The sequence below is a fragment of the Rhizobacter sp. genome, assembly GCA_021153565.1.
Classification (GTDB): domain Bacteria; phylum Pseudomonadota; class Gammaproteobacteria; order Burkholderiales; family Burkholderiaceae_C; genus Albitalea.
This window is the reverse complement of the sequence record JAJKJU010000303.1, coordinates 1-25,479: the sequence shown is the minus strand read 5'-3', so window position 1 is coordinate 25,479 and position 25,479 is coordinate 1. Positions and strand designations below refer to the sequence as shown.

At 62.9% G+C, this 25,479-nt stretch carries 28 protein-coding genes; 24 read left to right on the top strand and 4 right to left on the bottom strand.

Features of this window, described 5'->3' with window-relative positions:
• Positions 1-141 precede the first annotated feature (141 nt).
• Positions 142-2,007 carry a phosphoenolpyruvate carboxykinase (GTP) gene (locus AC30NL_RS19150; protein ID WP_489465581.1) on the bottom strand — a complete coding sequence of 622 codons (1,866 nt, stop codon included), beginning with the start codon at positions 2,005-2,007 and terminating at the stop codon, positions 142-144.
• 349 nt (positions 2,008-2,356) lie between these two features.
• Between AC30NL_RS19150 and AC30NL_RS19145 the strand changes: the two genes are divergently transcribed.
• The 7 genes from AC30NL_RS19145 (at position 2,357) to AC30NL_RS19115 (ending at position 8,657) form a co-directional block, all read left to right on the top strand.
• Entirely contained in the window at positions 2,357-3,172 is an 816-nt protein-coding gene (locus AC30NL_RS19145; protein ID WP_489465580.1) for a substrate-binding domain-containing protein, read from the top strand.
• Positions 3,173-3,191: 19 nt separating this feature from the next.
• Positions 3,192-3,965: a molybdate ABC transporter substrate-binding protein gene (modA, locus tag AC30NL_RS19140; protein ID WP_489465579.1), complete on the top strand. Its 774-nt coding sequence runs from the start codon at positions 3,192-3,194 to the stop codon at positions 3,963-3,965.
• Positions 3,965-4,633 carry a molybdate ABC transporter permease subunit gene (gene modB, locus AC30NL_RS19135; protein WP_489465578.1) on the top strand — a complete coding sequence of 223 codons (669 nt, stop codon included), beginning with the start codon at positions 3,965-3,967 and terminating at the stop codon, positions 4,631-4,633. Before modA ends, modB begins: the two co-directional genes overlap by 1 nt.
• On the top strand, positions 4,633-5,754 hold the full coding sequence (locus AC30NL_RS19130) for an ABC transporter ATP-binding protein (protein ID WP_489465577.1): 1,122 nt from the start codon (positions 4,633-4,635) through the stop codon (positions 5,752-5,754). Before modB ends, AC30NL_RS19130 begins: the two co-directional genes overlap by 1 nt.
• 187 nt (positions 5,755-5,941) lie before the next feature.
• The gene (locus AC30NL_RS19125; protein WP_489465576.1) at positions 5,942-6,526 is read left to right on the top strand and encodes an MOSC domain-containing protein; all 585 of its coding nucleotides are present in this window, start codon (positions 5,942-5,944) and stop codon (positions 6,524-6,526) included.
• Between the two features lie 93 nt (positions 6,527-6,619).
• Positions 6,620-7,462 (top strand): 23S rRNA (adenine(2030)-N(6))-methyltransferase RlmJ, encoded by an 843-nt coding sequence (locus tag AC30NL_RS19120; RefSeq protein ID WP_489465575.1) that lies wholly within the window; start codon positions 6,620-6,622, stop codon positions 7,460-7,462.
• A 238-nt stretch (positions 7,463-7,700) separates the two neighbouring features.
• Positions 7,701-8,657: a hypothetical protein gene (locus AC30NL_RS19115; protein WP_489465574.1), complete on the top strand. Its 957-nt coding sequence runs from the start codon at positions 7,701-7,703 to the stop codon at positions 8,655-8,657.
• A 23-nt stretch (positions 8,658-8,680) separates the two neighbouring features.
• Here AC30NL_RS19115 and AC30NL_RS19110 read toward each other — a convergent pair whose 3' ends face one another.
• Complete coding sequence (locus tag AC30NL_RS19110) at positions 8,681-9,241, bottom strand: SRPBCC family protein (RefSeq protein ID WP_489465573.1); 561 nt, start codon at positions 9,239-9,241, stop codon at positions 8,681-8,683.
• A gap of 43 nt (positions 9,242-9,284) precedes the next feature.
• On the opposite strand from AC30NL_RS19110, the gene AC30NL_RS19105 reads away from it, so the two are divergent.
• The 4 genes from AC30NL_RS19105 to AC30NL_RS19090 all read left to right on the top strand — a co-directional run bounded on the left by AC30NL_RS19105 (position 9,285) and on the right by AC30NL_RS19090 (position 12,442).
• Positions 9,285-10,490 (top strand): CaiB/BaiF CoA transferase family protein, encoded by a 1,206-nt coding sequence (locus AC30NL_RS19105; RefSeq protein WP_489465572.1) that lies wholly within the window; start codon positions 9,285-9,287, stop codon positions 10,488-10,490.
• Positions 10,491-10,581: 91 nt separating this feature from the next.
• Positions 10,582-11,301: a PEP-CTERM sorting domain-containing protein gene (locus AC30NL_RS19100; RefSeq protein ID WP_489465571.1), complete on the top strand. Its 720-nt coding sequence runs from the start codon at positions 10,582-10,584 to the stop codon at positions 11,299-11,301.
• 252 nt (positions 11,302-11,553) lie between these two features.
• Complete coding sequence (locus AC30NL_RS19095; RefSeq protein WP_489465570.1) at positions 11,554-12,015, top strand: Hsp20/alpha crystallin family protein; 462 nt, start codon at positions 11,554-11,556, stop codon at positions 12,013-12,015.
• Between the two features lie 19 nt (positions 12,016-12,034).
• A complete protein-coding gene (locus AC30NL_RS19090; protein WP_489465569.1) occupies positions 12,035-12,442 on the top strand; it encodes an Hsp20/alpha crystallin family protein in 408 nt (135 codons plus the stop codon).
• 229 nt (positions 12,443-12,671) lie between these two features.
• Here AC30NL_RS19090 and AC30NL_RS19085 read toward each other — a convergent pair whose 3' ends face one another.
• Positions 12,672-13,415, bottom strand: a complete 744-nt coding sequence (locus AC30NL_RS19085) for a helix-turn-helix domain-containing protein (protein ID WP_489465568.1) — start codon at positions 13,413-13,415, stop codon at positions 12,672-12,674.
• A gap of 126 nt (positions 13,416-13,541) precedes the next feature.
• Here AC30NL_RS19085 and AC30NL_RS19080 point away from each other — a divergent pair, with 126 nt between their 5' ends.
• The 12 genes from AC30NL_RS19080 to AC30NL_RS19025 all read left to right on the top strand — a co-directional run bounded on the left by AC30NL_RS19080 (position 13,542) and on the right by AC30NL_RS19025 (position 22,634).
• Positions 13,542-13,997, top strand: a complete 456-nt coding sequence (locus AC30NL_RS19080) for a YiaA/YiaB family inner membrane protein (RefSeq protein WP_489465567.1) — start codon at positions 13,542-13,544, stop codon at positions 13,995-13,997.
• A gap of 14 nt (positions 13,998-14,011) precedes the next feature.
• Complete coding sequence (locus tag AC30NL_RS19075) at positions 14,012-14,428, top strand: hypothetical protein (RefSeq protein ID WP_489465566.1); 417 nt, start codon at positions 14,012-14,014, stop codon at positions 14,426-14,428.
• A complete protein-coding gene (locus tag AC30NL_RS19070) occupies positions 14,425-15,207 on the top strand; it encodes a DUF2145 domain-containing protein (protein ID WP_489465565.1) in 783 nt (260 codons plus the stop codon). Before AC30NL_RS19075 ends, AC30NL_RS19070 begins: the two co-directional genes overlap by 4 nt.
• A gap of 94 nt (positions 15,208-15,301) precedes the next feature.
• Positions 15,302-16,462, top strand: coding sequence for an amidohydrolase family protein (locus tag AC30NL_RS19065; protein ID WP_489465564.1), 1,161 nt, complete (start codon positions 15,302-15,304; stop codon positions 16,460-16,462).
• Between the two features lie 98 nt (positions 16,463-16,560).
• Positions 16,561-18,480 (top strand): MFS transporter, encoded by a 1,920-nt coding sequence (locus tag AC30NL_RS19060; protein ID WP_489465563.1) that lies wholly within the window; start codon positions 16,561-16,563, stop codon positions 18,478-18,480.
• Entirely contained in the window at positions 18,477-18,680 is a 204-nt protein-coding gene (locus tag AC30NL_RS19055; protein ID WP_489465562.1) for a hypothetical protein, read from the top strand. Before AC30NL_RS19060 ends, AC30NL_RS19055 begins: the two co-directional genes overlap by 4 nt.
• On the top strand, positions 18,677-19,441 hold the full coding sequence (locus AC30NL_RS19050) for a prolipoprotein diacylglyceryl transferase (protein ID WP_489465561.1): 765 nt from the start codon (positions 18,677-18,679) through the stop codon (positions 19,439-19,441). Before AC30NL_RS19055 ends, AC30NL_RS19050 begins: the two co-directional genes overlap by 4 nt.
• A complete protein-coding gene (locus AC30NL_RS19045; protein ID WP_489465560.1) occupies positions 19,438-19,728 on the top strand; it encodes a hypothetical protein in 291 nt (96 codons plus the stop codon). The genes AC30NL_RS19050 and AC30NL_RS19045 overlap by 4 nt, the downstream gene beginning before the upstream one ends.
• Positions 19,712-21,172, top strand: a complete 1,461-nt coding sequence (locus tag AC30NL_RS19040; protein ID WP_489465559.1) for a radical SAM protein — start codon at positions 19,712-19,714, stop codon at positions 21,170-21,172. Before AC30NL_RS19045 ends, AC30NL_RS19040 begins: the two co-directional genes overlap by 17 nt.
• A gap of 63 nt (positions 21,173-21,235) precedes the next feature.
• A complete protein-coding gene (locus AC30NL_RS19035; protein WP_489465558.1) occupies positions 21,236-21,913 on the top strand; it encodes a CAAX prenyl protease-related protein in 678 nt (225 codons plus the stop codon).
• A 74-nt stretch (positions 21,914-21,987) separates the two neighbouring features.
• Positions 21,988-22,212, top strand: coding sequence for an AbrB/MazE/SpoVT family DNA-binding domain-containing protein (locus tag AC30NL_RS19030; RefSeq protein WP_489465557.1), 225 nt, complete (start codon positions 21,988-21,990; stop codon positions 22,210-22,212).
• Positions 22,209-22,634, top strand: coding sequence for a type II toxin-antitoxin system death-on-curing family toxin (locus AC30NL_RS19025; protein ID WP_489465556.1), 426 nt, complete (start codon positions 22,209-22,211; stop codon positions 22,632-22,634). Before AC30NL_RS19030 ends, AC30NL_RS19025 begins: the two co-directional genes overlap by 4 nt.
• On the opposite strand, the gene tgt is transcribed toward AC30NL_RS19025, so the two are convergent.
• Positions 22,603-23,733 carry a tRNA guanosine(34) transglycosylase Tgt gene (tgt, locus tag AC30NL_RS19020; protein WP_489465555.1) on the bottom strand — a complete coding sequence of 377 codons (1,131 nt, stop codon included), beginning with the start codon at positions 23,731-23,733 and terminating at the stop codon, positions 22,603-22,605. The genes AC30NL_RS19025 and tgt overlap by 32 nt on opposite strands.
• 72 nt (positions 23,734-23,805) lie before the next feature.
• Between tgt and acpA the strand changes: the two genes are divergently transcribed.
• Positions 23,806-25,323, top strand: a complete 1,518-nt coding sequence (acpA, locus tag AC30NL_RS19015; protein WP_489465554.1) for an acid phosphatase — start codon at positions 23,806-23,808, stop codon at positions 25,321-25,323.
• Positions 25,324-25,479 lie beyond the last annotated feature (156 nt).

The window sequence follows — 25,479 nt, the reverse complement described above, 5'->3', positions numbered from 1 at the left end:
GTCGCCCTCATGCAGTTGCGCTTCGCTTCGTTCGTCGTGATCAACTTACGGCGGGACTTGCACCCACAAGAGTGCGCCCATGCTGGGCGCACATGAAAAAGGCCCGCTCGATGCGGGCCATTGGTAGATCAGGAAGGACGATCAGGTGCCCAGGCGGCCCTCGATCTTCGCCTTCGTTTCCGTCAGTTCCTGCGGCAGGTGATACGCCAATTGCTGGAACAGTTCGGTGTGCAGGCCGAGTTCGGTCTGCCAAGCCCCATTGTCGATGCTCGTGACCTGCTCGAACTGCTCGGGCGTGAAATCGAGTCCGGTCCAGGTGATATCGCTGTAGTTCGGTGTCACACCGAACACGTTCTCGGCGCCTTCACCCTTGCCTTCTACGCGCTCGATCATCCATTTCAGCACGCGCATGTTCTCACCGTAACCCGGCCAGACAAACTTGCCGTCCGCGCCTTTGCGGAACCAGTTCACGCAATAGATCTTGGGCACCTTCGCGCCGCTGGATTCCAGCTTCTTGCCAACGTCCAGCCAATGCTGGAAGTAGTCGCTCATGTTGTAGCCGATGAAGGGCAGCATCGCGAACGGATCGCGGCGAACAACGCCCTGCTGGCCAGCCGCGGCAGCGGTGGTTTCGGAGCCCATGGTCGCGGCCATGTACACGCCTTCGACCCAGTTGCGCGCCTCGGTCACGAGCGGCACGGTGGTCGAGCGGCGACCACCGAAGATGAAAGCATCGATCGTCACACCCGCCGGGTTGTCCCACTCGGGGTCCAGCGCCGGGTTGTTGGTCGCGGCCACGGTGAAGCGGGCGTTCGGGTGCGCGGCCTTGGCACCGGTTTCCTTGGCGATTGCGGGTGTCCAGTCCTTGCCCTGCCAGTCAATGAGGTGCGCTGGCGGGGTGTCGGTCATCCCCTCCCACCACACGTCGCCAGCGTCCGTCATCGCAACATTCGTGAAAATCACGTCGCGCTTCAGGCTGGCCATGCAGTTGAAGTTGGTTTTCACGTTCGTGCCAGGTGCGACGCCGAAGTAACCCGCTTCCGGATTGATCGCACGCAGCTTGCCGTCGGCGCTGGGCTTGATCCAGGCAATGTCGTCACCGATGGTGGTGACTTTCCAGCCGCCGAGGCCGGCGGGTGGAATCAGCATCGCAAAGTTGGTCTTGCCGCAGGCGCTCGGAAAGGCCGCCGCCACATGGTGCTTCTTGCCCTCGGGGCTTGTGACGCCGAGGACGAGCATGTGCTCGGCGAGCCACCCCTGGTCGCGGCCCATGGTGCTGGCGATGCGCAGCGCGAAGCACTTCTTGCCTAACAATGCGTTCCCGCCGTAGCCAGAGCCATAGCTCCAGATTTCATGGGTTTCGGGGTAGTGGACGATGTACTTGGTGGTATTGCAGGGCCACGCCACGTCCTTCTGACCAGCTTCCAGCGGCGCACCAACGGTATGCACGCAGGGCACGAACTCGCCGTCTTCGCCCAGCACATCGAGCACGGCCTTGCCCATGCGGGTCATGATCTTCATGTTGACGACCACGTAGGGGCTATCGGACAGCTCGATGCCGATGTGGGCAATGGGCGAACCTAGCGGGCCCATGCTGAAGGGCACCACGTACATCGTCCGGCCGCGCATTGAACCCCTGATCAGGGCGTTATCACCGGTCTGGAGCAGCTCGCGCATTTCGGCGGGCGCCATCCAGTTGTTCGTCGGGCCTGCGTCTTCCTTCTTTTCGCTGCAGATGAAGGTACGGTCCTCGACGCGCGCCACGTCGCTCGGGCTGCTGCACGCCAGGTAGCTGTTGGGGCGCAACTCGGGGTTTAGCTTCTTGAAAGTGCCTGCCGCAACAAGCTGGGCGCAGAGCCGGTCGTATTCGGCAGTACTGCCGTCGCACCAATAGACCTCGCGGGCCTCGGTCAATGCCGCGATTTGCGCGACCCACTCAACCAACCGGGTATGGCGGACGTAGGCGGGCGTGTTCAAGCGCAACCCTTCCAGCACGGGACGGTTCATGGCAGTTCCAATCATCAAAGTCAAAAAAGCGGAATTGGGAAAGCCCTGCGAAGGCCATCTGCGCCGGGTGTGCCTAGACACACCATCTCAAGACTTGCCCAATGCCGCTTCGGGCCGGCGGGTGCACGATTGGATTACCGCCAGTTACCAGCAGTCCGCACCCTGATAGGATGTTTCACGCCTGGAATTGATTGTCTTCCCAGTGTAATTGGCTGGTAACCACCGGATTTCGGGGGGGGTCATGCATTTGCGGTATGACTTTATGCACGCCCATCTTGTCCGACGAACTCCGCCTGCTCGCTTGAGGCCACGAGCAGCAATCGGCAGGCCTGATGCGTAAGATGCCGCGATGACTTCGCGCCGATATGCCCTGATCAGATTGACCACCGCTGCCGTCTTGGCAGGGCCCGCCTTTGCCCTGGCCGCCCAACGCCAATCGCTAGGCGACCCACTGCGGCTTGCTGTCGACGACGCGCTCTTCGATTCAGGCCTGGCCGCCTCCTTGCAGCGCGCTTTCGGACGTGACACTGGCGTCGCGGTTCAGTTGCTACACGGCCCGGCTTCCGGCGTCTTGGAAGCGCTGGAGCGCGGCGAGCACGATGCAGCGCTCACCAACTCACCAACGGTCGAAGAGTCCCTGGACAAGCAAGGCCTGGTGCACGACCGGCACGCGATTGCCCGAAGCGACTTTCTGATCGTCGGCCCAAAGATCCTCGCCAAACCCCTGGCGGCAGGTGGTGACGCGGCATTGGCCTTGTCTCGCCTGTCACAAGCGCAAGTGCCCTTCATCACGCGGGCCGACGGGTCTGGCACCCACCTTGCCGAGTTGTCGATGTGGCGCGCCGCGCGCATCGCACCGGTGGCGCCCTGGTACCTGAACGCCGACAAAGACTCGCCACTGCTGACGCAGGCTGCGCAGCACAATGCTTGCGCCTTCGTGGAACGTGGCGTGTGGCTCGCGAGCGGCTCCGGGATGGTCGGAAAAGGCTACGGCATACTTGCCGAAGGCGATCCACGGCTTGGCGTCGATGTGCACGTGATGCGCACCTTCCGAGCCGAGCGTCAGCACCCAGCCGGGAAGTTGTTTGTGGCGTGGCTCACCGGCCCGAAAGGCCAACGGGTTGCGGCATCGCACCGCGGCTACAGGGCAGCATTCAAGAACTGAACTCCGGAGCGGAACAGACATGCGACGTCGAGATTTCATCGGTGCGTCGATGGCGGCGCTCGGCATGCAGTACGCCCTTGCGCAAAACGATGCGGCCCGGATCGCCGCGGCCAGCGACCTTCAGTTCGCGCTGCCTGAAATCGCCACCCGATTTCAGGCGGCCACGCCGCATCGCGTCGAGTTCAGCTTCGGCTCGTCCGGCAACTTCGCGCGACAGATTCAACAGAGCGCCCCGCTCGATCTCTTCTTTTCGGCCGATGAGTCCTTCGTGCTGCAACTGGCCGACGCAGGCTTTACACGCGACCGCGGACTGCTTTACGCCATCGGACGAATCGCGCTCATCGTCCCCACCACTTCCACCATCGCACTCGACGAGCGCCTCGACGGCCTGCGCCGCGACTGGGTGCAGGTGCGCCGGTTTTCCATTGCCAATCCCGAACACGCGCCCTATGGCCGCGCAGCACGCGAGGCATTGCAGAAGCTGGGGCTATGGCAACAGGCGCAAGACCGACTCGTGCTGGGTGAGAACATCTCGCAGGCGACGCAGTATGTGAGTACCGGCGCGGCGCAAGCCGGCATCACCGCCCTGTCGCTTGCCCTCGCACCGCCGGTTGCGGCCTTGACCCGCCAATTGATGCTGCCTGATGCATTGCATCAACCCCTGCGGCAACGCATGGTCCTGCTAAAGAACGCACGGCCGGCCGCCACCGCGTTCTACGAATTTCTCGCGACGCCCGCCGCGCGCTCCATCCTTTCGCGCTACGGTTTCACCGCGCCGGGCGGCAGCACTTGATGGACTGGGATGCGGCGCGCGTTTCGCTCTTGCTCTCGGGTCTTACGGCACTGACACTGCTGCCCGCGAGCCTTTGGGTCTCGCGCTGGCTCGCGACCAGCACGTCGCGATCGCGCCCCCTCATCGAGGCCGCGCTCCTGTTGCCCTTGCTGCTACCACCGACGGTCATCGGGTTTTATCTTCTGACGAGCCTGGGCGGCGCTTCGACCGTCGGAACATGGCTCGCGCAGCACCTCGGCCTGCATCTCGTCTTCACCTTCGAGGGCCTGCTCTTCGCAAGCTGGCTCATCAACCTCCCTTTCATGATCCAACCGCTACAGCGTGCTTTCGCCGCCGTCCCGCGCAGCGTGCGCGAGGCGGCCTGGGTGTCAGGCCTGAGCGACTGGCGCACCTTCTGGCGCATCGAGCTTCCTCTTGCCTGGCCGGGCGTGCTCGCGGGCGCGGCCCTCACCTTCGCCCACACTCTCGGTGAATTCGGCGTGGTGCTGATGGTCGGCGGCAACATTGCCGGGCAAACGCGCACGCTATCGATCGCGATCTACGACCGAGTGCAGGCCTTCGACAACACCGCCGCGCAACAAATGTCGCTGGTGCTCGTGGGCCTGTCGCTTGCGGCGCTGGCCATCGTTTTTGCGCTCGGGCGACGCAACCCGCTGCAGGAGCGCTGATGCTGTCAGTCGAAGTCTTTCAGACGATGCCGGTACCGCTGGCAGCGCGCTTCGATTGCAGGCCGGGTGAGCTGGTCGCGTTGGTCGGCCCCTCGGGCAGCGGCAAGTCGACGCTCTTGCGATGCATCGCCGGGCTGATGCATCCGTCGCGCGGTCGAATCTCGTGCAACGACCGAATCTGGTTCGACTCCGAATCGAAGCTGCGCCTTGCGCCGCAGCAGCGCCGCGTGGGTCTCGTGTTCCAGCACTACGCGCTGTTTCCTCACCTCAGCGCGCTAAGCAACGTTGCACTCGCATCGGCACGGCCCGACGCGGATACTCACGCAGCCGATCTGCTCGGTCGGCTCGGCCTCGTTGGCCTCGCCGAACGGCGGCCATCGGAACTGTCGGGTGGTCAACAACAGCGTGTCGCCCTCGCCCGCGCGCTGGCGCGCGAGCCGGACGTGCTGCTGCTCGACGAACCGTTTTCCGCCGTCGACCAGCCCGCCCGCCATGAGCTCTACCGAGAGCTGGCCGAACTGCATCGCGCGGTCGCCCTGCCCATCGTGCTCGTCACACACGACCTGCACGAGGCGCGCCGGCTTGCAGACAGAATGGTGATCATCGACGGAGGCACCACGCTGCAACAGGGCACGCCGGCGCAGGTGCTCTCGCAGCCTCGCAACGCGCGCGTGGCCGAACTTGTGGGCATTCAGAACCATTTCGAGGGCGTGTTCCTGCACGGCAGCGAAGCGGGGTGGGGCCGGCTGCAATGGGGTGCCGACGGCGGCACGGAACTACATGTCCGCGACAAGGGCCGCATCGAAGAAGGCGCGGCCGTGAGCTGGGTCGTGCCTGCGGAGCACATTGGCGTGCACCGCCATGCCCCGCGCGGGCCGAACGTGCAGCGCGCGCGCTTGTCGGAAGCCCTGCCGCTCGGCGACATCGCGCTGTGCCGCTTCGACATGTTGAACGTCCGCGCCGCGGTGCAGTTGCATCAGACGACGGCACAGTTGCAGCGTGGCGAGTTGGTCGTTGGCGAGGAAGTGTTCCTGCAATTCGACCCATCGGGCGTGCACATCATGCCCAGGCATGTTGGTTTGCGGTGGCGAAAAGGCGAAAAAAGAACTCTCAGCCTCTGAGAGGCTGAGAGTATTTCGAACGTGTCCGAGCAGCACGTCAAAAGGCGCCTGATCTAGGCGCAAAGCGCAGCCATAGCATGGCTATGGCGAGCATTTGCAACGACGAGCAGGGGGCTTTTGGCGTGATGAGCGGGCATGATCGAAATACTCTCAGCCTCTAAGCAGCCACCTCGGGCATCATCGTCGAATGGCATTCACGCTTCGCAGCATCAACATCGCTCGTGCCCGCTCGGTGCAGATCGACGGGCAGCCGGTGATGACCGGCATTTTCAAGACCGCGACGCAGGGATCCGTCGTCGTTCGACCCATGGGGCTCGAAGGCGACGAGCAGGCCGACCTCTCGGTTCACGGCGGCTTGGCCAAGGCGATCTACGCCTACCCTTCGGAGCACTATCCGTTCTGGCAATCAGTGCGCGCACAAGCCAAGGTGTCGGCGTGGGACGAACTGCTGCAATCCGGCGCTCTTGGAGAAAACCTCACGATCTCCGGACTCGTCGAGAGCGATGCATTCATCGGCGACGTGCTGCGCTTTTCCGGTTGCGAACTCGCGATCAGCGGGCCGCGATTTCCATGCTTCAAGTTCAACGCCGCGATGGGCTTCAATCAAGCGGTCAGGCTGATGGCCCAAAGCGCATGGTGCGGCTTCTACCTTGCCGTGCGCATTCCCGGCACGCTGCGGGCCGGAGAGTCATTCGAGCTGATTCCCGGCCCGCGCGACGTGGGCATTCAAGAGTTGTTCCGCTCCAAGTTGGACCGCGCGAAGCGGTCGTAGAGTGGGTCATGCGAAGCGTGCCCACCCGAGGCACGTGAACCATAGTCGAACTCGGCGTGGCTGGGTCAAGGAGAAGGCGATTACATTCCCACCATGCTCGCCTACAGACATGCCTTCCACGCGGGCAACCACGCCGATGTGCTCAAGCACACCGTTCTGGCGCTGGTGCTGCGCTACATGAACCAGAAAGACAAGCCCTACCGGCTGGTCGACACGCACGCCGGCGCCGGCGGCTATTCGCTCGAGGGCCGCTACGCACAGAAGAAGGGCGAGTTCGAGCAAGGCATCGGACGCCTGTGGGACCGCAACGACTTGCCCGAAGCCGTGGCCGATTACGTGTCCATGGTCCGCACCTTCAACCCTGGCGGTCGCCTGGAGCAATACCCGGGCTCACCCGCCTTTGCGCAAATGCTGCTGCGCGCGCAGGACCAGTTGCGGCTCTTCGAGCTGCACCCGACCGACTACCGCATCCTCGAGTCCTACCTCGGTCAGGTGAAGGGCGCGGAGGTGAAGAATGCCGACGGCTTCGAGGGCCTGAAGAGTGTCATCCCACCGACGTCGCGCCGCGGCGTGGTGTTGATCGACCCGAGCTACGAAGGCCACGGCGACTACGCCCGCGTCATCGCAACCCTGCGTGACGGACTCACCCGCTTCGCCGAGGGCGTGTACATGGTCTGGTATCCGCAAGTGCAGAAGGTCGAGGCGGCAGAGCTGCCTCGGCGATTGGAAGCACTCGCTCCCAAGGGCTGGCTGCACGCTCGGCTCACGGTGCAAGTGCCCGACAGCCAAGGCTTTGGCCTCGCGGGCAGCGGCGTGTTCATACTGAACCCTCCCTACACTCTGCATGACGAACTTCTGAAGGTGCTGCCGTACTTGGTCGACGTGCTCGGCCAATACGACGAGGCCGAATACCTGCTCGAGCAACGCACATCCTGATTGCACTTCTTACGTAAAGTGTCACTCCACCACGCGGCGCGCTTCTTGCTGCTATAGCAGCATGTGGCCACCGCAAAGCATTTGGGCAAGAGCCTCCTTCATCGCAGGCATGGTCGGCATCGCGGGACTGTTCAGTGGTTGCGCGGCGACATCCGTGATGTCCTTCGCATATGAACAGGCACACCCGAACGAATGCGTCAGCGCAGGATGCGCAGCAAGGGCCATCCTGGTTTACGCCGTGGACAAGGCCACCGAGGGCGACCCGACGCCTTGCTACAAGCTGAATTCTGTTGAACGGGCATTGAATGCGCGCTGCGGCGAGTATCAACCTGGCAGCTTGTTGACAAAAGATGTCACCGCCTCGGGTTTACCCAAGTGCCCACTGATCCTCGCGACCCGCGACCCGCAGCTGTGGCCGATGCTGCCCGAGTTGCTGTCCAAGGGCGCCACGCCCGAGGCTTGCGATCAGCCGCCGCTGATCGCCTTGGCACAAGCCTCGCCCTGCCCCGATTTCGCCGCGGCGTCGTCCAAATCGCTAGACTCCTTGCGCCGGCTTGCCGTGGCCGACGCCCGCACCATCCATCATGACGTGGTGCGCATGCTGAGCTGCCCTGCCGCACGAAACGTTGGCCTCAATACTGTGCTCGACGCATGGCTCGCGCAGGGTCTGCTTCCTTCGCGCGGCCTGACTTTCAGCCCCCTGTCCGCGGTGCACCCGGACTACCTCGCATCGGACTTTGCCCGATCGCTCGAAGCGCAAGGGCACACCGCCCGTGCCGGACTCGGCGCTTACGACGGCCAGCTTCCTTCCGGCTTTGACGTGGCATTGCACGATGGCAATCGGGCAGCGCTCGACTGGTGGCTGGACCGTGTCCCCAGCCTCGTCAACAGCGTGCCACCGCGTCAGGCCAATCAACTGCCGTGGATTCCGCTGGCTCGCGTCCTGACGCCGACCTATCTCGCGAAGCCTGAGCAACAAGCCAAACTGGTGGCCTATCTGATGTCGCGTGGTGCCGACCCGTGGAAGTCGCTGCCGCACGATCCGGGTCACACGGTGATGAGCTACGCGAAGCAGATGAACAGTCCTTCGCTTTCAATGCTCGAATCGCCGCAGGTTGCGGCGTCTCCCTCGGCGGCCAGGGTGAACGCCGCTGCCGCGGGAGCAGGCGGCGCGGCAGCCATCGCAGCGCCGTAAGACTCAGGCATCTCCCTCAGCGACTATTTCGCTGTCGGCTGACTGTGTGCCTGCTTGAGATTGTTCATCCAGTCCGTCCAGTCCATCGGCCCCGTCTCGTAGCGCTTCTTCAGGTTGCCAAGCACGTAACCCCAGGCGCGGTCGAAATAGGCATAGGCCCTGTCCCATTCACCACCATCGCCCCAACCGAGGTGCGTGAGCGTGACCTTGGTGGACTTGCCGTCGATATCCACCAACCTCACGATGACGAAGGTGCGTTGCTGACGCGCCTCCGGCAGCGACGGCGGCGCGTTCCAGTCGAAGCTCAACATCTTCATCGGCTGCAAGGCCATGTAGCGCATGTCGTCGGCGCCCTTCATGCCGGACTCGGCCAGCGGATCCATGTGGATGTGGAAGGCACCGCCCACGCGAGGATCGATCTCGGCCTGCGGCGAGAAGAAGGCCTCGATGCCGGCCCTGGTGGTCCAGCTTTGCCACACTGCGGCCACGGGCGCCGCGACAACGACTTCTTTTTCAATGGCGCGCTCTGCGCCGAAAGACGAGACAGATAGGCACATCAATAGCAAGCAGATCAGCTTGTGCATCAAAACTCCTGAACAGATTGGGAGGCAAACTACCATCGCGCCCATGGACGCTCCAGCCACATTGTCGACCGGCCCGCTGGCCGGACTCCGGGTGATCGAACTGGGCCAGCTCATCGCCGGCCCCTTCGCCGCCAAGACGCTCGCCGACTTCGGCGCCGAGGTCATCAAGATCGAGCCGCCGCGAGGCGGCGATCCGCTTCGCCAATGGCGCTTGCTGCACGAAGGCACGAGCGTGTGGTGGCAGGTGCAGTCGCGCAACAAGAAGAGCGTGTCGCTCGATCTGCGACAGCAAGAAGCACGCGACATCGTGCGTCAGCTGATCGATGAAGCCGATGTGCTGATCGAGAATTTCAAACCCGGCGTGATGGAAGGCTGGGGCCTGTCATACGAGGAGCTCAGCCGCACGAATCCGAGGCTGGTCATGCTGCGCATCAGTGGCTATGGGCAGACGGGCCCGTACAAGGATCGGCCGGGTTTCGGTGTCGTGGCAGAGGCGATGGGCGGGCTTCGCCACCTGACCGCGGAGCCTGGTCGCGTTCCGGTTCGCGTGGGGGTGAGCATTGGCGACACGCTTGCATCTCTGCATGGCGTGATCGGCGTGTTGATGGCGTTGCACCATCGTGCGCAATCGGGGTGCGGACAGGTGATCGACGTGGCCTTGTACGAGGCCGTCTTCAACTGCATGGAAAGCCTGCTGCCGGAGTACAGCGCCTTCGGTGCCGTGCGTGAGCCCGCTGGCTCGGCGCTGCCGGGCATCGCCCCGAGCAATGCCTATGCATGTGCCGACGGCTGGGTGCTGGTGGCGGGCAATGGCGACTCCATCTTCAAGCGCCTGATGACCGTGATCGGACGCAGCGATTTCGCCAACGATCCAGCCCTCGCCGGCAATGCGGGCCGCGTGGCACGGGTCGCTGATATCGACGCCGCGATTGGCGCCTTCACGATCGATCGCACGGTCGTCGACGTGCTCTCGGCGTTGAACGCGGCACAGGTGCCCGCAGGCCGCATCTACACCGCGCGCGACATTGCCGAAGACCCCCACTATCGCGCCCGAAACATGATCGAAGAGGTAACCACATCGGATGGTCTGCGTGTCGAGGTACCGGGCATCGTGCCCAAATTGAGCGCGACACCCGGGCGCATCTCGCGGCGCGCCCCAACGATTGGCGAGGACACAGATTCGGTACTTCGGGAGATCGGCGTGACGCCCGAGCAACTGTCAGCGTTGCGCGAGCGCGGCATTGTGTGAATTGGTGAATTCGCAGGCACTCATGAGGATTTCCGATGCAAACTCTCCGCGTCCAAGGGGAGTCCGGCTACCCACTTGGAAAGAGCCCGCCATGCAGCATTCAATGTTCCGTTGCGCTATCGGCTTCGTCATCGGCCTCGCGGCCACCACCGCAAGTGCCATCAACGTCAAGGTTCGAGGAACCTACGACCCGTGGCTCGCGGGCATGCCGTTCGGCAGCCACGCCTCCATCGACGATTCAGCTCCCAACGAATCGCCGGTGCTCGTGCCGCGCCTCCATTTCTCACGCGGTGGCTACGTCACCTTCTCTGGCGTGACCGGTGACACATCAAACACGCCGCAATGCTGCTTGTCTGCCGAAGGCGGCATGATGATCAGCCACCTGAGCGGCGCGGAGAACGGCATTGGCAACGCGATCGCACCGCTGGGCACACTGATGGGCGTCTTCCTTGACGACCGCCGGCCAGATTCTTTCCGCGCTCCCGGCGCACTCGACTTCTCGGGTGCAGGCGCCCTTGATTTCAAGAGGCTGTCCCCCCGCCTCAAGCAAGTGTTCTTTATCGGCGACGGTCTGGCCGCCGGCACGCTGCAACGCTTCTACGTGCCCAACGGAGCCACGCGCCTCTTCCTTGGCACCATGGACGGCTATGAGTGGAACAACAATTCCGGCGCATTCAATCTCAAGGTGAAGGTGAACTACTTATCGGAGCAAATGGCCAACACATCGGCAGTTCCCGAACCCGAGACCTACGCGCTGATGTTGACGGGCCTCGCAATGACGGGCTTCGCAGCAACGCGCCGCAGGCAGTGAGCCTGTGCATTGACGGATATTTCAATCAAGCCTTCGAAGAGCCGGCATGGCCGGCTTTTTTCCTTTGCTCTACTGCATGACCAATGGTCGGCAATGTCGCTCCTGGATACGAATTTCGCAAGGACTTGAAAAGGACTGCAATGGGCCTTAGTTTTGGTGAAGCCGGCACCTCGCAAAGCACTGTGAAATTCCTACACGGTCTGCGTTGCGCCCGCATTCAAAGCTGCCGTCAATCCGTGAAAGGAGCGCACTATGGTTTCGTCACTCTTGCGATTCCCCGGCGATGTATTCGCCGATTTCGATGAGTTGCACCGGCAACTCGACCGGGTGCTCGGCACCCGCAACGCGAGTTCGAGTATTCGCGCTGTGCAGCGCGGATCCTTCCCCGCTGTCAACATCGGCGTGACACCTGAAGCGGTGGAGATCTTCGCCTTCGCACCGGGCATCGATCCGTCCAAGCTCGACGTCACCGTCGACAAGGGTCTGTTGACCATCAGCGGCGAGCGGTCCGGTTACGCGGCCGAAGCGGGCGCCAAAGTCAACGTCTATGCAAGCGAGCGCAGCGATGGCGCATTCCGCCGCGTCGTGAGCCTGCCCGAAGACGCCAACCCGGACCGCGTGAACGCGACCTACCGCAACGGCATCCTGCGCATCCAGGTGCAAAAGCGCGAAGCATCCCGCCCGCGCCGCATTGAAGTCAAAGACGCGCGCTGATCGAAAGGAGAAACAAGCCATGAGCAATGCACAAGCACTGACCAAACGCGATTCCGCTCGCGGTGAAGCGGCTCGCCGCGACCAGGAGATCGAGGCGCCAGCGTTGATTCCACTGGTCGACATCTCGGAAGATGATTCGGGCATCACGCTCATCGCCGACCTGCCCGGCGCGAGTCGCGAGACGCTATCGCTCGACGTCCACGGCGACACCTTGACCATCGAGGCGCCGATTGCGCTCGAAGAATCTGACGAGCTGAAAGCCGTGTACGCTGAGGTACGTTCCGGCCGCTATCGCCGCAGCTTCACGCTGAGCCGCGAGCTCGACAGCAGCCACATCGACGCCACGCTGAAAGACGGCGTGCTGACCCTGCGACTGCCCAAGCTCGAACAGGCCAAGCCGCGCCGCATCGAAGTGCGGCCCGCATGATGTTCCCGATTAGCTAGGGCGCAACTCGGAACAACTGCACCGCCCCCGTTCGGGCTGACCCTTCGACAAGCTCAGGACAGGATACGCCTCACGGCGTATCGAACGCCTCCTCCCGCGGTCGCAGCCCGAACGGATTACTCTGATTCCCTACGCGCTTGTGTTTCGCTGAAATCGCGGAACGCGGCCACAAGCGCACGCCGACCACGAGCATGTAGGCCAATACCAATACCTACGCGCTCAGGTCTCGCTTGAGATCGCGGAATGCAGCGAACAGCCACGACCGCATGCCGACCACGAGCGTGTAGGGCCGACGTTGTGACGCCTGCAGCTTCTGGTCGGCCAGATGCTGCTGCGCAAAGTCCTGGCCCACGCGCTGCAGCCGCTCGACAAAGGCTGAGGCTTGGCTGGGACTGATCTGTCCGTACACCAGGGTGAGCAATTCACCTTCTCCATCGAACCCGCCGCTGTAATAGTCATTGACGACGTGCTTTCGAAAGTACTCCATCACGGGGCCGTGCGGCCGCCAACGAAAGCCTTTGGCCACCTTCAATCGATAGCGATTGAGCGGCCGCAACTCAATGATGCCCAGTCGATCAAGTGCGACGAGGTACGCCACGCATTCGGCCTCGCTGAAGGTGTAAGTCGAGATCATCTGCTCGAAGGTCCAGTGGCTCAGGCAGCAGATGGCCAGCAGCAAGAGCTTCTTGTCGGCCACCACCGCCTTTTCCTGCTCGATGCTCATCTCGTGGCTCAAGGGCTGCGCATCTGCCACCTTGCGGGCGAGTTCCGCGAAATCCATCTTCAGCACGCGCAGCACGTCGTCAATGCGTGAGAGCGGCATGTCAGCCTTTGAGAAGACGCGCTTGATGCTCGACTCCGACATGTCGAGGTGCCGCGCCAGGTCGGCATAGGTGACGCCGGCAGCCTTCAGTTCGGCCTTCAAGGCAGCGACGAGGTCTTGGGTGGTGCTCATCGGATTCCCCAGAAAGTATCGCGACATGGTACTGGTGATGGAACCCAACGCGACCCTCCCAGGTGTGATTGATACCTACGCGTCGCCCCGCAATGATCGCGGCATGTCCAACCACCCTTTCCAACCATGAATTCCCCTGCGATCCGTAAAGACACCAAGGCCTGGAAGGCCCAGGTCTGGATTTCGTTCGCCGCCGCCGCCACGTTATGCGGCATCGGCCTGGCCTACCTGCCGGGACGCGACTTAGATCGTGCGTTCATGGTCATGGGTTACGTGTTCTGCATGTCCACCGCATTTGCGCTCGCGAAGTTCGTTCGAGACAACGAAGTGCGCAAGACCGACACGCCGATGTGGAGCCTCGTGGTCTGGGGCGGCTTCGCACTCGCGATGTCGCTGACCGGCTGGGGCCTGTACCGGATGGAAATCAATCCGACCTACAAGGCCTATCTCGGCGTGTGCTGGCTGTACCTGATTTCCTCGGTGTTCACGCTCGCGAAGACGCTGCGCGATGCCCACGAAGTTCTGCTGGCCGAAGCCCGCCGCGAAGGCATGGCGATGCGCTCAGGCCGTGACGGCGAATGACTGGAGAAGCTCACATGAAACGATTTCTTCATGCAGCCATCTCGGCGGCAATATTCGCCTCGAGCGCGGGACAAGCCAGCGCGCATCCGTCCAATGCATCGGATGCAAGCGCGCTGTCGATGTTGCCGATCGCTGTGTCGGTCGCTGCGCCGGTGATGCTTCTTTCTGCAGGCGCGACGCTGACCGTCGTCGCGGTCGAAGCCACCAGCGCAGGCACGGTGTGGGTCCTGGAACGTGCGTCCGACGGCGCGCGCGCAAGCATCACGCTGAGCGGCCAAGCGGCGACCGGCCTGTCGATCGCAGCAGGCACCGCTGTCGTCGTGACGGCGTTCAGCGCTGGCTGGGTCTTGTCCGAAGCGGGCAAGGCCATCGCCTACATCCCGAACGCGATCGGGCAATCCTTGCTTTACAACGAGCGGATCACGCGATGAGCGCGAATCTCCTGCGCCTGGCCGTTGCGGCCCTCGCGCTGACGATGGTGGCGAGCGCCCATGCCGGCAGGTCTTGCGAACAGAAGCGCCCCGACGCCGCAACAGTCATGCGCGCGATGACGCTCGCCGAGCACGTGTCGCAGCAACTCGACGCCACCGGCGCACAGGTCGTTGTGCTCGCGCGCATGGGCCAGGACCTGGGCAAGTACGGCCAGCGTTACTCCCACATGGGACTCGCCTACCGCGAAGGCAACACCTGGCGCGTCGCGCACAAGCTCAACCAATGCGGCACCGCGCAGGCGGCGGTCTATCGGCAAGGGCTGGGGGAATTCTTCCTCGACGACCTCTTCGACTACCAAGCCGGCGTCGCATTGTTGACCCCTGAGGTTCAGGCCAAGCTCTTGCCTGCGCTGCGCGACAACCGCAAACTGGCACAACTCCATACGAGTGCATACAGCATGGTCGCCTATCCCTGGGCCCAGACCTACCAGCAGTCCAACCAATGGGCGCTGGAGACTCTCGCCATGACGCAAGACCCCGGCGCGACACGACGCGACACCGCGCAGGCCTGGCTTCGCATGCAGGGCTATCAGCCCACCACCTTGCACCTGTCCGCCTTCACGCGGCTGGGCGCGCGCATGACAGCAGCGAATGTGACCTTTGACGATCATCCCAACGAGAAGCGATTCACCGATCGCATCGAGACAGTGACGGTCGATTCTGCCTTCGCCTGGCTGCAGCGCAGTGGCATGAGCCCGGCCATTCTGGCCATTCGCTGAAGGACGCATCGCGATGAAGATGAACCGTCGACATGCCCTCGGATGCTGCGCGGCTTTGGGTGCTGGGCTCTTTACGAGCTTGGCTCCGCGTGCAATGAGCTTTCGAGAAGGTCTGAGCAACCCGTGCCTGGCCGCGATGCCACCGGAGCTCGCACACCACGACATGGTGCTGCAGGCCTTCGAAGACATCGATGCGAACAAGCTTTGGGACGTCCATGCCCACCTGCTCGGCACGGGAGATTCAGGCTCGGGCTGCACGGTGAATTCGCGCATGCACGAATGGTGGCATCCGAGCGACGTGGTACGACGCAAGGCCATCATGAATGCAGCCTGCGTGGCGAGCGATGCCGTCTCTGTTGATCGTGCCTACCTGCAGCGTTTAAAGCTGCTGGCCAGCGATTTCCCCGAGGGGGCGCGCTGGTTGCTCTTCGCATTCGACCATGCGCATGACGACGCGGGGCAGCGCCGCACCGATTGGACGACCTTCCATGTGCCCAATGAGTACGCCGCCCAGATTGCCACGCAACATGCCGAGCGCTTCGCCTGGGTCGCTTCGATCCACCCGTATCGCGACGATGCCCTGCGGCGCCTTGACGAAGCGATCGGCCAAGGCGCAGTGGCGATGAAATGGTTGCCGAGCGCCATGAACATCGACATGCGGCACGCGAAGTGCCGCCCGTTCTATGACCGGCTCGCGCAAAGCGGAATGCCTTTGATCGTTCACTGCGGCGAAGAGAAAGCCGTGCCCGGCGCCGGCCGCGACGACCTCGGCAACCCTTTGATGGTTCGCCTTCCTCTCCAAGCCGGTGTACGCGTGGTGATGGCCCACGCGGCATCACTGGGCCACGCCCGTGACGTCGACAGGCCTTCGCAACCGCAGGTGGCGGCTTTCGACCTGTGGGCACGCCTGATGGACGAGCCCGAATGGCGAACGCGCCTGCATGCCGACATTTCTGCCGTGTTCCAGGCCAACCGCACACCGCAGGTGCGGCGCGCCATCGTGCAGCGGGACGAATGGCACCCTCGCCTCCTGCACGGGTCGGACTATCCGCTTCCAGGCGCCATGCCCCTGTATGCCCCTGACAAGCTCGCGGCGGAAGGCTTGATCGACACAGGCGATGTCGAGGTGCTTCGGCGAATTCGCATGCACAACCCCTTGCTGTTCGACTTCGTGCTGAAGCGCAGGGTCCGGGTCGGTGATGCACGGATTTCCAGGAACGTCTTCGAGACGAGAGGAATGTTCGCGCCGACCTGAGAATTGGGGAAGTCATTCCGAGCCAAATCCCATCACACCGCAGGTTCTCGCTTGCGGCTACATTGCCCGTCAATCAGCCCTGCTCCCAGGAGGAAACCTTGTCGTCCCCTCACGATCACCCGAATCAGTTCGCACTCCTGGGCCAGCGACGATTTGCGCCCTTCTTCTGGACGCAATTCCTCGGCGCAGGCAACGACAACCTATTCAAGTTCGCGTTCACGGTACTCGTGACATATCAGCTCCAGCTCGAATGGCTGTCGCCGAAGATGGCCGGTCTCGTGATCGGCGCATTGTTCATCCTGCCGTTCCTGCTGTTCTCCGCGACAAGCGGGCAGCTCACCGACAAGTACGACAAGACGCGCGTGATCCAGCTCGTGAAATCGCTGGAGATCGCGATCATGGTTCTGGCCGCCTGGGGCTTCTGGGTCGTGAACGTGCATGTACTGCTCGCCTGCGTATTCCTGATGGGCCTGCACTCGACGCTCTTCGGTCCGGTCAAGTTCGCATATTTGCCGCAGCACCTCAACGAGCGCGAGCTGACCGGCGGCAACGGCATGGTCGAGATGGGCACCTTCGTCGCCATCCTCTTGGGACAGGTGGCGGGCGGGCTGCTTGTCGCCATCCCGGAGGTGGGCCGGCACTATGTGGCATTCGCCTGCATCGCGATGGCGCTGCTCGGGCGAACGACCGCTCAATTCGTGCCGTCATCGCCGTCCACCGACCCGAACCTGAAGATCAACTGGAATCCCGTCACAGAGACGTTCAGCAATCTGAAGCTCGCGCACGAGAACATCGTCGTGTTCCGTTCTCTGCTGGGCATCTCGTGGATGTGGTTCTTCGGCGCGGTGTTCCTGTCGCAGCTCCCGTCCTTTGCGAAGGAAGTGCTGAACGGCAACGAGCAAGTCGCATCGCTCTTGCTGGTGGTGTTCTCGGTAGGCATCGGCATCGGCTCGCTGCTGTGCGAGGTGCTGTCGAAGCGGCACGTGGAAATCGGTCTCGTGCCGCTGGGCGCCATCGGCATGAGCGTGTTTTCCATCGACTTGTATTTCGCATCGCGAGGGCTGCCACCAGCGTCGGGGCTGTCGATCGGCGAGTTCATTCACCAAGCGGCACATTGGCGCGTGATGGCGGACCTGGCATTGCTCTCGCTCTTCGCGGGGCTTTACAGCGTGCCGATGTACGCGCTGATCCAGCTTCGCTCGCAGCCCAGCCATCGAGCTCGCATCATCGCTGCCAACAACATCCTCAACGCCTTGTTCATGATCGTGAGCGCCGTCGGTGTGGGCATGCTGTTGAAGATGGGCCTCACGATTCCACAGGTGTTTCTCGTCACCGGATTGCTCAACGCGGTGGTGGCGTTCTACATCTTCATGCTGGTACCCGAATACCTGCTGCGCTTCATTGCCTTCATCGCGACGCGCATCGTGTATCGATTCAAGGTGATCGACGACGAGCACATCCCGACGCAGGGCGCGGCGATTCTCGTGTGCAACCACGTGAGCTTCGTCGATGCGGTGCTCTTGATGGCAGCGAGCCCGCGGCCAATCCGCTTCATCATGGATCACCGCATCTTCCGGATCCCCGTGCTGGGAGCGATGTTCAGGCTTGCAAAGGCAATCCCCATCGCGCCGCAGCGCGAAGACCCTGCGGTGTACGAGCAAGCCTTCACAAGGGCACGCGCGGTACTGGCAGATGGCGAGTTGCTGTGCATCTTCCCCGAGGGTGCGCTGACCCGCGACGGCCAGTTGGGTGAGTTCAAGGGCGGTGTGATGAAGGTACTCGAGACGCACCCCGTTCCCGTGGTGCCGATGGCCTTGCGCAACCTGTGGGGCTCATATTTTTCGCGTGTGGATGGCGCGGCGATGACGAAGCCTTTTCGACGCGGCGTTTTCAGCCGCGTCGAGCTTGCGGTGAGTGAAGCCCTGCCGCCCGAGAAAGTGACGCCGTCGAAGCTGCGTGAACGCGTGGCGGAGTTGCTCGGGTCGGCGCAGGGACAGCCGAGGCAGGCGGCGGCGTGACGGTCGTTCGCATCTTGCTGGTGCTGCTGCTCGGCTTGTTCATGGCGGGTTTTGGGCTGTGCGCCGCCATGACCTGTTACTTCGCCATCATGGACAAGGCGTTCGCATGGCTCGGTTTAGCGGCTCTCCTGGCCGCCCTGACGGTTGCTTGCTTCTTCGGCATCCGAGCCCTGCTGCGCGCCAACTCCAAAGAGGAATGATCTCCGACATCCACTGGGCCGCACCGGTGCACGCGGCCTTCGAGTTCGCCGGCATCGGCATCGGCGCGGCCATGTACCGGCGCGCGCGTCGAATCGACGGGCAGGGTTCGATCATGGCGCCGAGCGGGTTTGCCGTGTTGGTCGGATTGCTGCTGGGCGCCGGCATCGGCAACAAGCTCGTGTTCCTGATCGAGCGGCCTGACGTGGTGGCGCAATGGTTGTCCGGGCATTGGATCGCGCCGGGCCAATCCATCGTCGGCGGGCTGCTGGGTGGACTGATCGGCGTGGAATTCGCCAAGGCCGCCACGCATCAGAAGCGATCGACGGGCGATCTGATGGTGCTGCCGATCGCCACCGGCATCGTGATCGGGCGCATCGGCTGCTTTCTGGCCGGCCTGTACGACGACACCTACGGCGTGGTCACGGCCTTGCCGTGGGGCGTGGACTTCGGGGATGGGCTGAACCGCCATCCGACGCAGCTTTACGAGATGCTGTTCGTCTGCGCGTGGGCGGCGCTTCTATTGCGCCAACGCAAGCGATGGCAACCTGCTCCCGGCCTGATGTTCAAGCTATTCCTGAGCGGCTATCTCGTCTGGCGCCTGGGCGTTGAAGGCATCAAGCCGGTTCTCGTCATCTATCCACTGGGCCTGAGCGGCATCCAGTGGGTCTGCATTGCAAGCCTCTTGCTGTATTTGCCCTGGGTCGTTCATTCCATCCATTTCGCCAAAGGGAGGGCGATGCCATGCAAGGATGTGCATTGATTGCGCTACTGATTTTCCTGGCGCCATTTGCCTTCTGTGCCAGCGTCACGCACGACAGTTCGGTGATGCTCGTCCCGGCAGTGCTGCTTGCTCCCTTTGTTCTGCTGGCATTGCTCGCCCACGTCATCAGCAAGAAGCGGGCCGCACGGGAAGGTGAAAACACCAAGGAGTCCGCGGACACTGTCCCCGACACCGCCCCTCTACACCGCGGCCTTGATGCCCGTGTGCGGGGGCTGCGGGACCTGCACACGAACGAACCGAAGGACGGAGATGACAATCCCCCGTAAGTCCCGCCCCTACCTCTTCTACGACACCACGCAGTCAGTCTGCACGACCTGCCTGCGCCAGATCGAAGCCAAGATCGTCTTCAAGGACGACCGTGTATTCATGGACAAATGGTGCCCCGCCCACGGCGCGCAGCGCGTGCTCCTGAGCGACGACGTCGACTACTACCGGCTCTGCCGCGAGGTGTTCGTAAAGCATCCCGAGATGCCGCAGCGCTTCGCGACACCGATGAAACACGGCTGCCCTTATGACTGCGGCCTTTGCCCCGATCACATGCAGCACGCCTGCCTGAGCGTGGTCGAGATCACTGATCACTGCAACCTGCGCTGCCCAACCTGTTATGCCTCGTCAGGCCCGGAGCGGCTGACGCATCGGTCGCTCGCCGAAGTGGAGGCAATGCTCGACGCGGTGATTGCGAGCGAAGGCGAGGCCGACGTGGTGCAGATTTCCGGCGGCGAGCCGACCTTGCATCCGCAGTTCTTCGAGATCATGGAAGCGGCCCGGTCGCGGCACCTGATGCTCAACACAAACGGCATCCGCATCGCACAGGATGCCGCCTTTGCCGAGCGGCTGGCAAGCTTGCGAACCGGGTTCGAGGTCTACCTGCAGTTCGACTCGTTGCGACGGGAGGCCTTGCTCGATTTGCGCGGCGCAGACCTCCGGCGCATTCGCGACGACGCACTCGCGAGACTGAACGCACTCGACATCTCCACCACGCTCGTCATGACCGTCAAGCGTGGCGTCAACGACGACGAAATTGGCGACGTGATCCGCTTCGCCGCCTCGCAGCCCTGCGTTCGCGGCGTGACTTTGCAACCGGTGCAAGACACCGGACGCGTCGAAGCGTACGACGAGCAGAAGCATCGCCTCACGGTCAGCGGTCTGCGCCGCCGTATCGCCGAGCAATCGGGCCTTTTCACGCTGGACGACGTCGTGCCCGTGCCCTGCAACCCGGACACACTGGCCATGGCCTACGCGATCCGCACGCGCGACGGACTCCAGCCGCTTACACGTTTCCTTGACCCGAAAACGCTCGTTGAGGGTGCCGGAAACACCATCGTCTTTGAACGCGATCCAAGCCTCAAGGACCACGTGTTCAAGCTCTTCTCGACCAACCATTCACCGGAATCGGGCGCGAGCTGCATGAGCGAGCTGATGTGCTGCCTCCCGCAGATCGCGGCACCCGCGGAACTAAGCTACCGAAGCGTCTTCCGCGTCCTCATCGTGCAGTTCATGGACGCACTGTCCCTGGACATCCGGGCGCTGAAGAAAAGCTGCATCCACATGGCTCGCCCGGATGGGCGACTGATTCCATTCGAGAGCTACAACATCTTTTATCGCGACGAGCGCGCCGGCATGCTCGATGCGCTGCGGGCCGAGCTCGATGTCTTTCACGCCGGCCGAGACGGCAAACACATCGTGGTGCCGCTGCATCCCGTCGAGTGAGAGGCTGCCTCTGAGGCGGCTGCCTCTTCTTCCCGGACAATGCCGTCCAAAGGAGATTTCCCGATGGCCTTGCCGCTGAGCCGCGGAGCGATCGTTCGCACCGCCCCTTTTGCGCTGTTCATGATCATGCTCTTCGCACGCGGCAACCTGCCCGACAACGCGCTACCCATCGATCCCCGCTGGATTTATGGCATGACTGTGTTGCTCGTGGGGGGGGTGATGGCCTGGCTCTGGCGCGAATACGGCGAGTTGTACCGGCAGAACCTTCCGACGCTCAAGGAAACGGCGCTTGCAATGGTCGTTGGCGTGGCAGTCTTCGTTGTGTGGATCAATCTCGACATGAAGCCTTTTCGCATCGGCATGGCGACGGCAACCTTCATCCCGCTCAACGAGCAAGGCCAACTTCAATGGCCGCTCATCATCGTGCGATGGATCGGCGCGGCGCTGCTCGTGCCGGTGATGGAAGAACTCTTCTGGCGATCCTTTCTCATGCGCTGGATCGACCGCCAGCAGTTCGAAACACTGCGGCCGCAACAGGTAACGATGAAAGCCATCGTCCTCTCCACCTTCGTCTTCACCCTTGCCCACACCCTCTGGCTCGCCGCCATCATCGCGGGTCTGGCCTACGCTTGGCTTTTCGTTCGCACGGGGAAGTTGTGGGTGCCGATCATTGCCCATGCAGTGACGAACGGGGTGCTCGGCCTGTGGGTGGTGAAGACAGGGAATTGGGGGTTTTGGTGACGTGGCTTCACGCTTGTAGACCGGAGCCGGCGAGGGATTAATATAACGAAAGTTATAACCATCGCCTCATTCAAATGGCTACGCTCAAAGTCACTCAAATTGGCAACTCGCTCGGCGTGATTCTTCCGAAAGAGCTTCTCGCGCGGCTCAAGATAGACAAGGGCGATGCGCTCTACATCACTGAGACACCGATGGGCGTCGCATTGACCCCGTATGACCCCAGTTTCGAACAGCAACTCGAACTCGGCCGCGAGTTCATGCGCGAGTATCGAGACACGTTTCGCGCACTCGCGAAATGAGCTGGTGCTGGGTCGACAAGCGGCTGCTCTTGTTGCTTCATGACGAGAGCTTGGCCGAGCATGGCGGTGCGACGGGCATGCGCGACGAGGGCCTGCTCGATTCGGCACTGGCCAAACCACTGAACCTGCTTGCCTACGGTGATCCGGACTTCGCGGACCTCGCGGCGGCATATGCTCTCGGACTTGCAAAGGGGCATGCATTCGTCGATGGCAACAAGCGTGCTGCGTTCCTCGCCGTCGGTCTGTTTCTCGCGCTCAACGGTCTTCGCCTCACCGCCTCGCAAGCAGACGCAACGCTCGCAATGCTGGCCCTGGCCGCGGGAGAAGTCACCCAGCCTCAGTATTCGGACTGGGTACGAAAGAACAGTGCGTCGCGCGGCCCGCAGACCGTCAATGAACCCCTCGCGACCTATCGCCCTTGAACCGCTTCACGAAACTGGTGAAGTCCCCGATGTCCAGCGCATCCCGCGCTTCTTTCATCAGGTTCAAGTAGTAGTGCAGGTTGTGGATGCTCGTGAGCATCGGGCCGAGCATTTCACCGCAGCGATCGAGATGGTGCAGGTAGGCGCGTGAGAAGCCCTTGCAGGTCATGCAGGTGCAGGTTTCGTCCACCGGGCGCTCGTCAGTCTTGTGCTTCGCGTTTCGCAGGCGCAGGTCGCCAAAGCGCGTGAAGAGGTGGCCATTGCGCGCGTTGCGCGTGGGCATGACGCAGTCGAACATGTCGACGCCCGCGGCCACGCCTTCGACCAGGTCTTCCGGCGTGCCCACGCCCATGAGGTAACGCGGCTTGTTCGCCGGCAACCGGTGCGGCGTGTGGGCGACGATGCGCTGCATCTCTTCCTTGGGCTCGCCCACGCTGACGCCGCCTACTGCGTAGCCCGGCAGATCGAGATCGACCAAGGTGGCCAGGGACTCTTCGCGCAGGTGTTCGAACATGCCGCCTTGCACGATGCCGAAGAGCGCGTTCGGGTTCTGCAGCTTGTTGAATTCATCGAGGCAGCGACGCGCCCAGCGCAGGCTCAACTCCATCGACACGCGGGCCTCGCGCTCTGTCGTGCGGTGGCCTTTTGTTTCGTAGGGCGTGCATTCATCGAACTGCATGACGATGTCGCTGTTGAGCACGTGCTGGATCTGCATGCTCGTCTCTGGCGTCAGAAAGAGCTTGTCGCCGTTGACCGGCGACGCGAACTTGACGCCCTCTTCGCTGATCTTGCGCATTTCGCCCAGGCTCCACACCTGGAAGCCGCCGCTGTCTGTGAGGATGGGCTTGTTCCAGCTCTCGAAGCGATGCAGGCCGTCGAATTGCTTGACGATGTCCATCCCCGGTCGCAACCAAAGGTGGAAGGTGTTGCCCAGGATGATCTGTGCCCCCATGGCCTCGAGCGACTGCGGCATCACGCCCTTGACGGTGCCATACGTGCCCACGGGCATGAAGATGGGCGTCTCGACGACCCCGTGGTTGAGGGTCATGCGACCGCGACGGGCGAGGCCTTCGGTCTTGAGCAATTCGAACTTCAGCATGGGGCGGATTGTCGCCGCAGGCCGGATGCCATTCGGGCTACGATGCGCGGCTTTCAGGCAAGAAGGAACAAGATGTCCATTCGCCGCTCGTTTGCGTTGACCGCGATCGCCGTCTCGATCTGGCTCGGCGCCTGCACGACAAAGCCTGTCGTCGCGCCCGAGGATGCAGCGGTCCAGCGCATCCAGAACGTCGTGGTGATCTTTGCGGAGAACCACAGCTTCGACAACCTCTACGGCATGTTCCCCGGTGCCGACGGCGTGTCCAACGCCACTGCGGCGCAGGCCACGCAGCTCGATCACGACGGCAAGCCGCTTCAAGAGTTGGTCGTCTTCAACGCCGGCAAGCCCGACGAGCGCTTTCCGCGCATGCCGAACAAGCCGTTTCGCATCGATGCGCCCCCCGTGAACCGTGCCATCGACCAGATCGTGCCGAGTCCCATCCACGCCTTCTTCCACAACCAGGAGCAGATCAACGGCGGCCAGAACAACATGTTCGCCGCGATGTCGCAAGTGGGCGGCTGGACCATGGGCTACTACGACGGATCGCAGTTCCGGCTGTGGCAATGGGCGAAGGAGTACACGCTGGCGGACCGCTTCTTCATGGGCGCGTTCGGCGGCTCCTATTTGAACCACCAGTACCTCATCTGCGCCTGCGCGCCGCGGCATGCGGATGCGCCGGCGACCATGCGCGCAGTGCTCGATGCAAACGGCAAGCTCACGAAGGTACCTGGCTCGCCTTCGGCGAACACCGCCGCAGTGCAGGTGGTGAGCCGCAGCGGCGGGCAGGTCACGTCGGACGGCTGGTCTGTGAACACCTCGCAGCCGTCCTTCCAGCCCAGTGGCATTCCGCCGGCGGATGGCGGTTCGCCCGACTTGGCCAACCCGATCGGCAGGGCGAGCAAGGACGTCCCCGTGCCACCGCAGACGGCACGCACCATCGGCGACACGATGTCGGCAAAGAGCGTGTCGTGGGCCTGGTACAGCGGTGGATGGAATGCCGCGAACGCCGAGGGGCGCCTGCCGGCGTCGGTGGTGCGCAAGGTCATCTACGCGTCGGACGAGGGCAGCCTCAATTTCCAGCCTCACCATCAGCCCTTCAACTACTACTCGCGATTTGCCCCCGGCACGAAGGCCCGAGCGGAGCATCTGAAGGACGGCGACGATTTCCTGCGCGACATGTCGGCGGGCACGCTGCCGGCCGTGTCGTTCTACAAACCGGCGGGCCGCTTCACGCAGCACCCGGCGTACACCGACATCAAGAGCGGCGACCAGCACATGGCCGATCTGCTCGACAAGCTGCGTGCGAGCCCGCAGTGGAAGAACATGCTGATTGTCGTCACCTACGACGAGAACGGCGGCTACTGGGACCATGTGCCGCCGCCATCGGGGCCGGGCTGGGGCGATCGGTTCGGGCCGGGAACGCGCGTACCGGCGCTGCTGATCGGACCGACCGTGAAGCGCGGATTTGTCGATCACACGAGCTACTACACCACCTCGATTGCCAAGTTCATCACCCGGCGCTTCGGGTTGGAGCCGCTGGCGGGGGTGAGAGAGAAGGCTGGGGATCTGAGTGGTGCGCTGCAGCCGTAGGATTAGGCTCGGAAAAGTTTCGCAGAGTTCTTCCCAGAGTCCGTTCGGGCTGAGGTATTGAAGCCCTCCACCGCGGGTTGAGGCTTCGATACCTCAGCCCGAACGGTGGTGGGTTGGGCGCGGGTTGGGCGCGGGTTGGGCGCGGGTTGGCGGCGC

Excerpts from the sequence above, each read along its gene's own strand:
- AC30NL_RS19070 (WP_489465565.1), top strand. The coding sequence starts at position 14,425 with ATGAGCGCGAATCTCCTGCGCCTGGCCGTTGCGGCCCTCGCGCTGACG.
- modB (WP_489465578.1), top strand. The coding sequence starts at position 3,965 with ATGGACTGGGATGCGGCGCGCGTTTCGCTCTTGCTCTCGGGTCTTACG.
- AC30NL_RS19145 (WP_489465580.1), top strand. The coding sequence starts at position 2,357 with ATGACTTCGCGCCGATATGCCCTGATCAGATTGACCACCGCTGCCGTC.
- AC30NL_RS19040 (WP_489465559.1), top strand. The coding sequence starts at position 19,712 with ATGACAATCCCCCGTAAGTCCCGCCCCTACCTCTTCTACGACACCACG.
- AC30NL_RS19110 (WP_489465573.1), bottom strand. The coding sequence starts at position 9,241 with ATGCACAAGCTGATCTGCTTGCTATTGATGTGCCTATCTGTCTCGTCT.
- AC30NL_RS19030 (WP_489465557.1), top strand. The coding sequence starts at position 21,988 with ATGGCTACGCTCAAAGTCACTCAAATTGGCAACTCGCTCGGCGTGATT.
- modA (WP_489465579.1), top strand. The coding sequence starts at position 3,192 with ATGCGACGTCGAGATTTCATCGGTGCGTCGATGGCGGCGCTCGGCATG.
- AC30NL_RS19125 (WP_489465576.1), top strand. The coding sequence starts at position 5,942 with ATGGCATTCACGCTTCGCAGCATCAACATCGCTCGTGCCCGCTCGGTG.
- AC30NL_RS19080 (WP_489465567.1), top strand. The coding sequence starts at position 13,542 with ATGAATTCCCCTGCGATCCGTAAAGACACCAAGGCCTGGAAGGCCCAG.
- acpA (WP_489465554.1), top strand. The coding sequence starts at position 23,806 with ATGTCCATTCGCCGCTCGTTTGCGTTGACCGCGATCGCCGTCTCGATC.
- AC30NL_RS19025 (WP_489465556.1), top strand. The coding sequence starts at position 22,209 with ATGAGCTGGTGCTGGGTCGACAAGCGGCTGCTCTTGTTGCTTCATGAC.
- AC30NL_RS19065 (WP_489465564.1), top strand. The coding sequence starts at position 15,302 with ATGAGCTTTCGAGAAGGTCTGAGCAACCCGTGCCTGGCCGCGATGCCA.
- AC30NL_RS19120 (WP_489465575.1), top strand. The coding sequence starts at position 6,620 with ATGCTCGCCTACAGACATGCCTTCCACGCGGGCAACCACGCCGATGTG.
- AC30NL_RS19150 (WP_489465581.1), bottom strand. The coding sequence starts at position 2,007 with ATGAACCGTCCCGTGCTGGAAGGGTTGCGCTTGAACACGCCCGCCTAC.
- tgt (WP_489465555.1), bottom strand. The coding sequence starts at position 23,733 with ATGCTGAAGTTCGAATTGCTCAAGACCGAAGGCCTCGCCCGTCGCGGT.
- AC30NL_RS19035 (WP_489465558.1), top strand. The coding sequence starts at position 21,236 with ATGGCCTTGCCGCTGAGCCGCGGAGCGATCGTTCGCACCGCCCCTTTT.
- AC30NL_RS19100 (WP_489465571.1), top strand. The coding sequence starts at position 10,582 with ATGCAGCATTCAATGTTCCGTTGCGCTATCGGCTTCGTCATCGGCCTC.
- AC30NL_RS19130 (WP_489465577.1), top strand. The coding sequence starts at position 4,633 with ATGCTGTCAGTCGAAGTCTTTCAGACGATGCCGGTACCGCTGGCAGCG.
- AC30NL_RS19095 (WP_489465570.1), top strand. The coding sequence starts at position 11,554 with ATGGTTTCGTCACTCTTGCGATTCCCCGGCGATGTATTCGCCGATTTC.
- AC30NL_RS19050 (WP_489465561.1), top strand. The coding sequence starts at position 18,677 with ATGATCTCCGACATCCACTGGGCCGCACCGGTGCACGCGGCCTTCGAG.
- AC30NL_RS19085 (WP_489465568.1), bottom strand. The coding sequence starts at position 13,415 with ATGAGCACCACCCAAGACCTCGTCGCTGCCTTGAAGGCCGAACTGAAG.
- AC30NL_RS19090 (WP_489465569.1), top strand. The coding sequence starts at position 12,035 with ATGAGCAATGCACAAGCACTGACCAAACGCGATTCCGCTCGCGGTGAA.
- AC30NL_RS19075 (WP_489465566.1), top strand. The coding sequence starts at position 14,012 with ATGAAACGATTTCTTCATGCAGCCATCTCGGCGGCAATATTCGCCTCG.
- AC30NL_RS19105 (WP_489465572.1), top strand. The coding sequence starts at position 9,285 with ATGGACGCTCCAGCCACATTGTCGACCGGCCCGCTGGCCGGACTCCGG.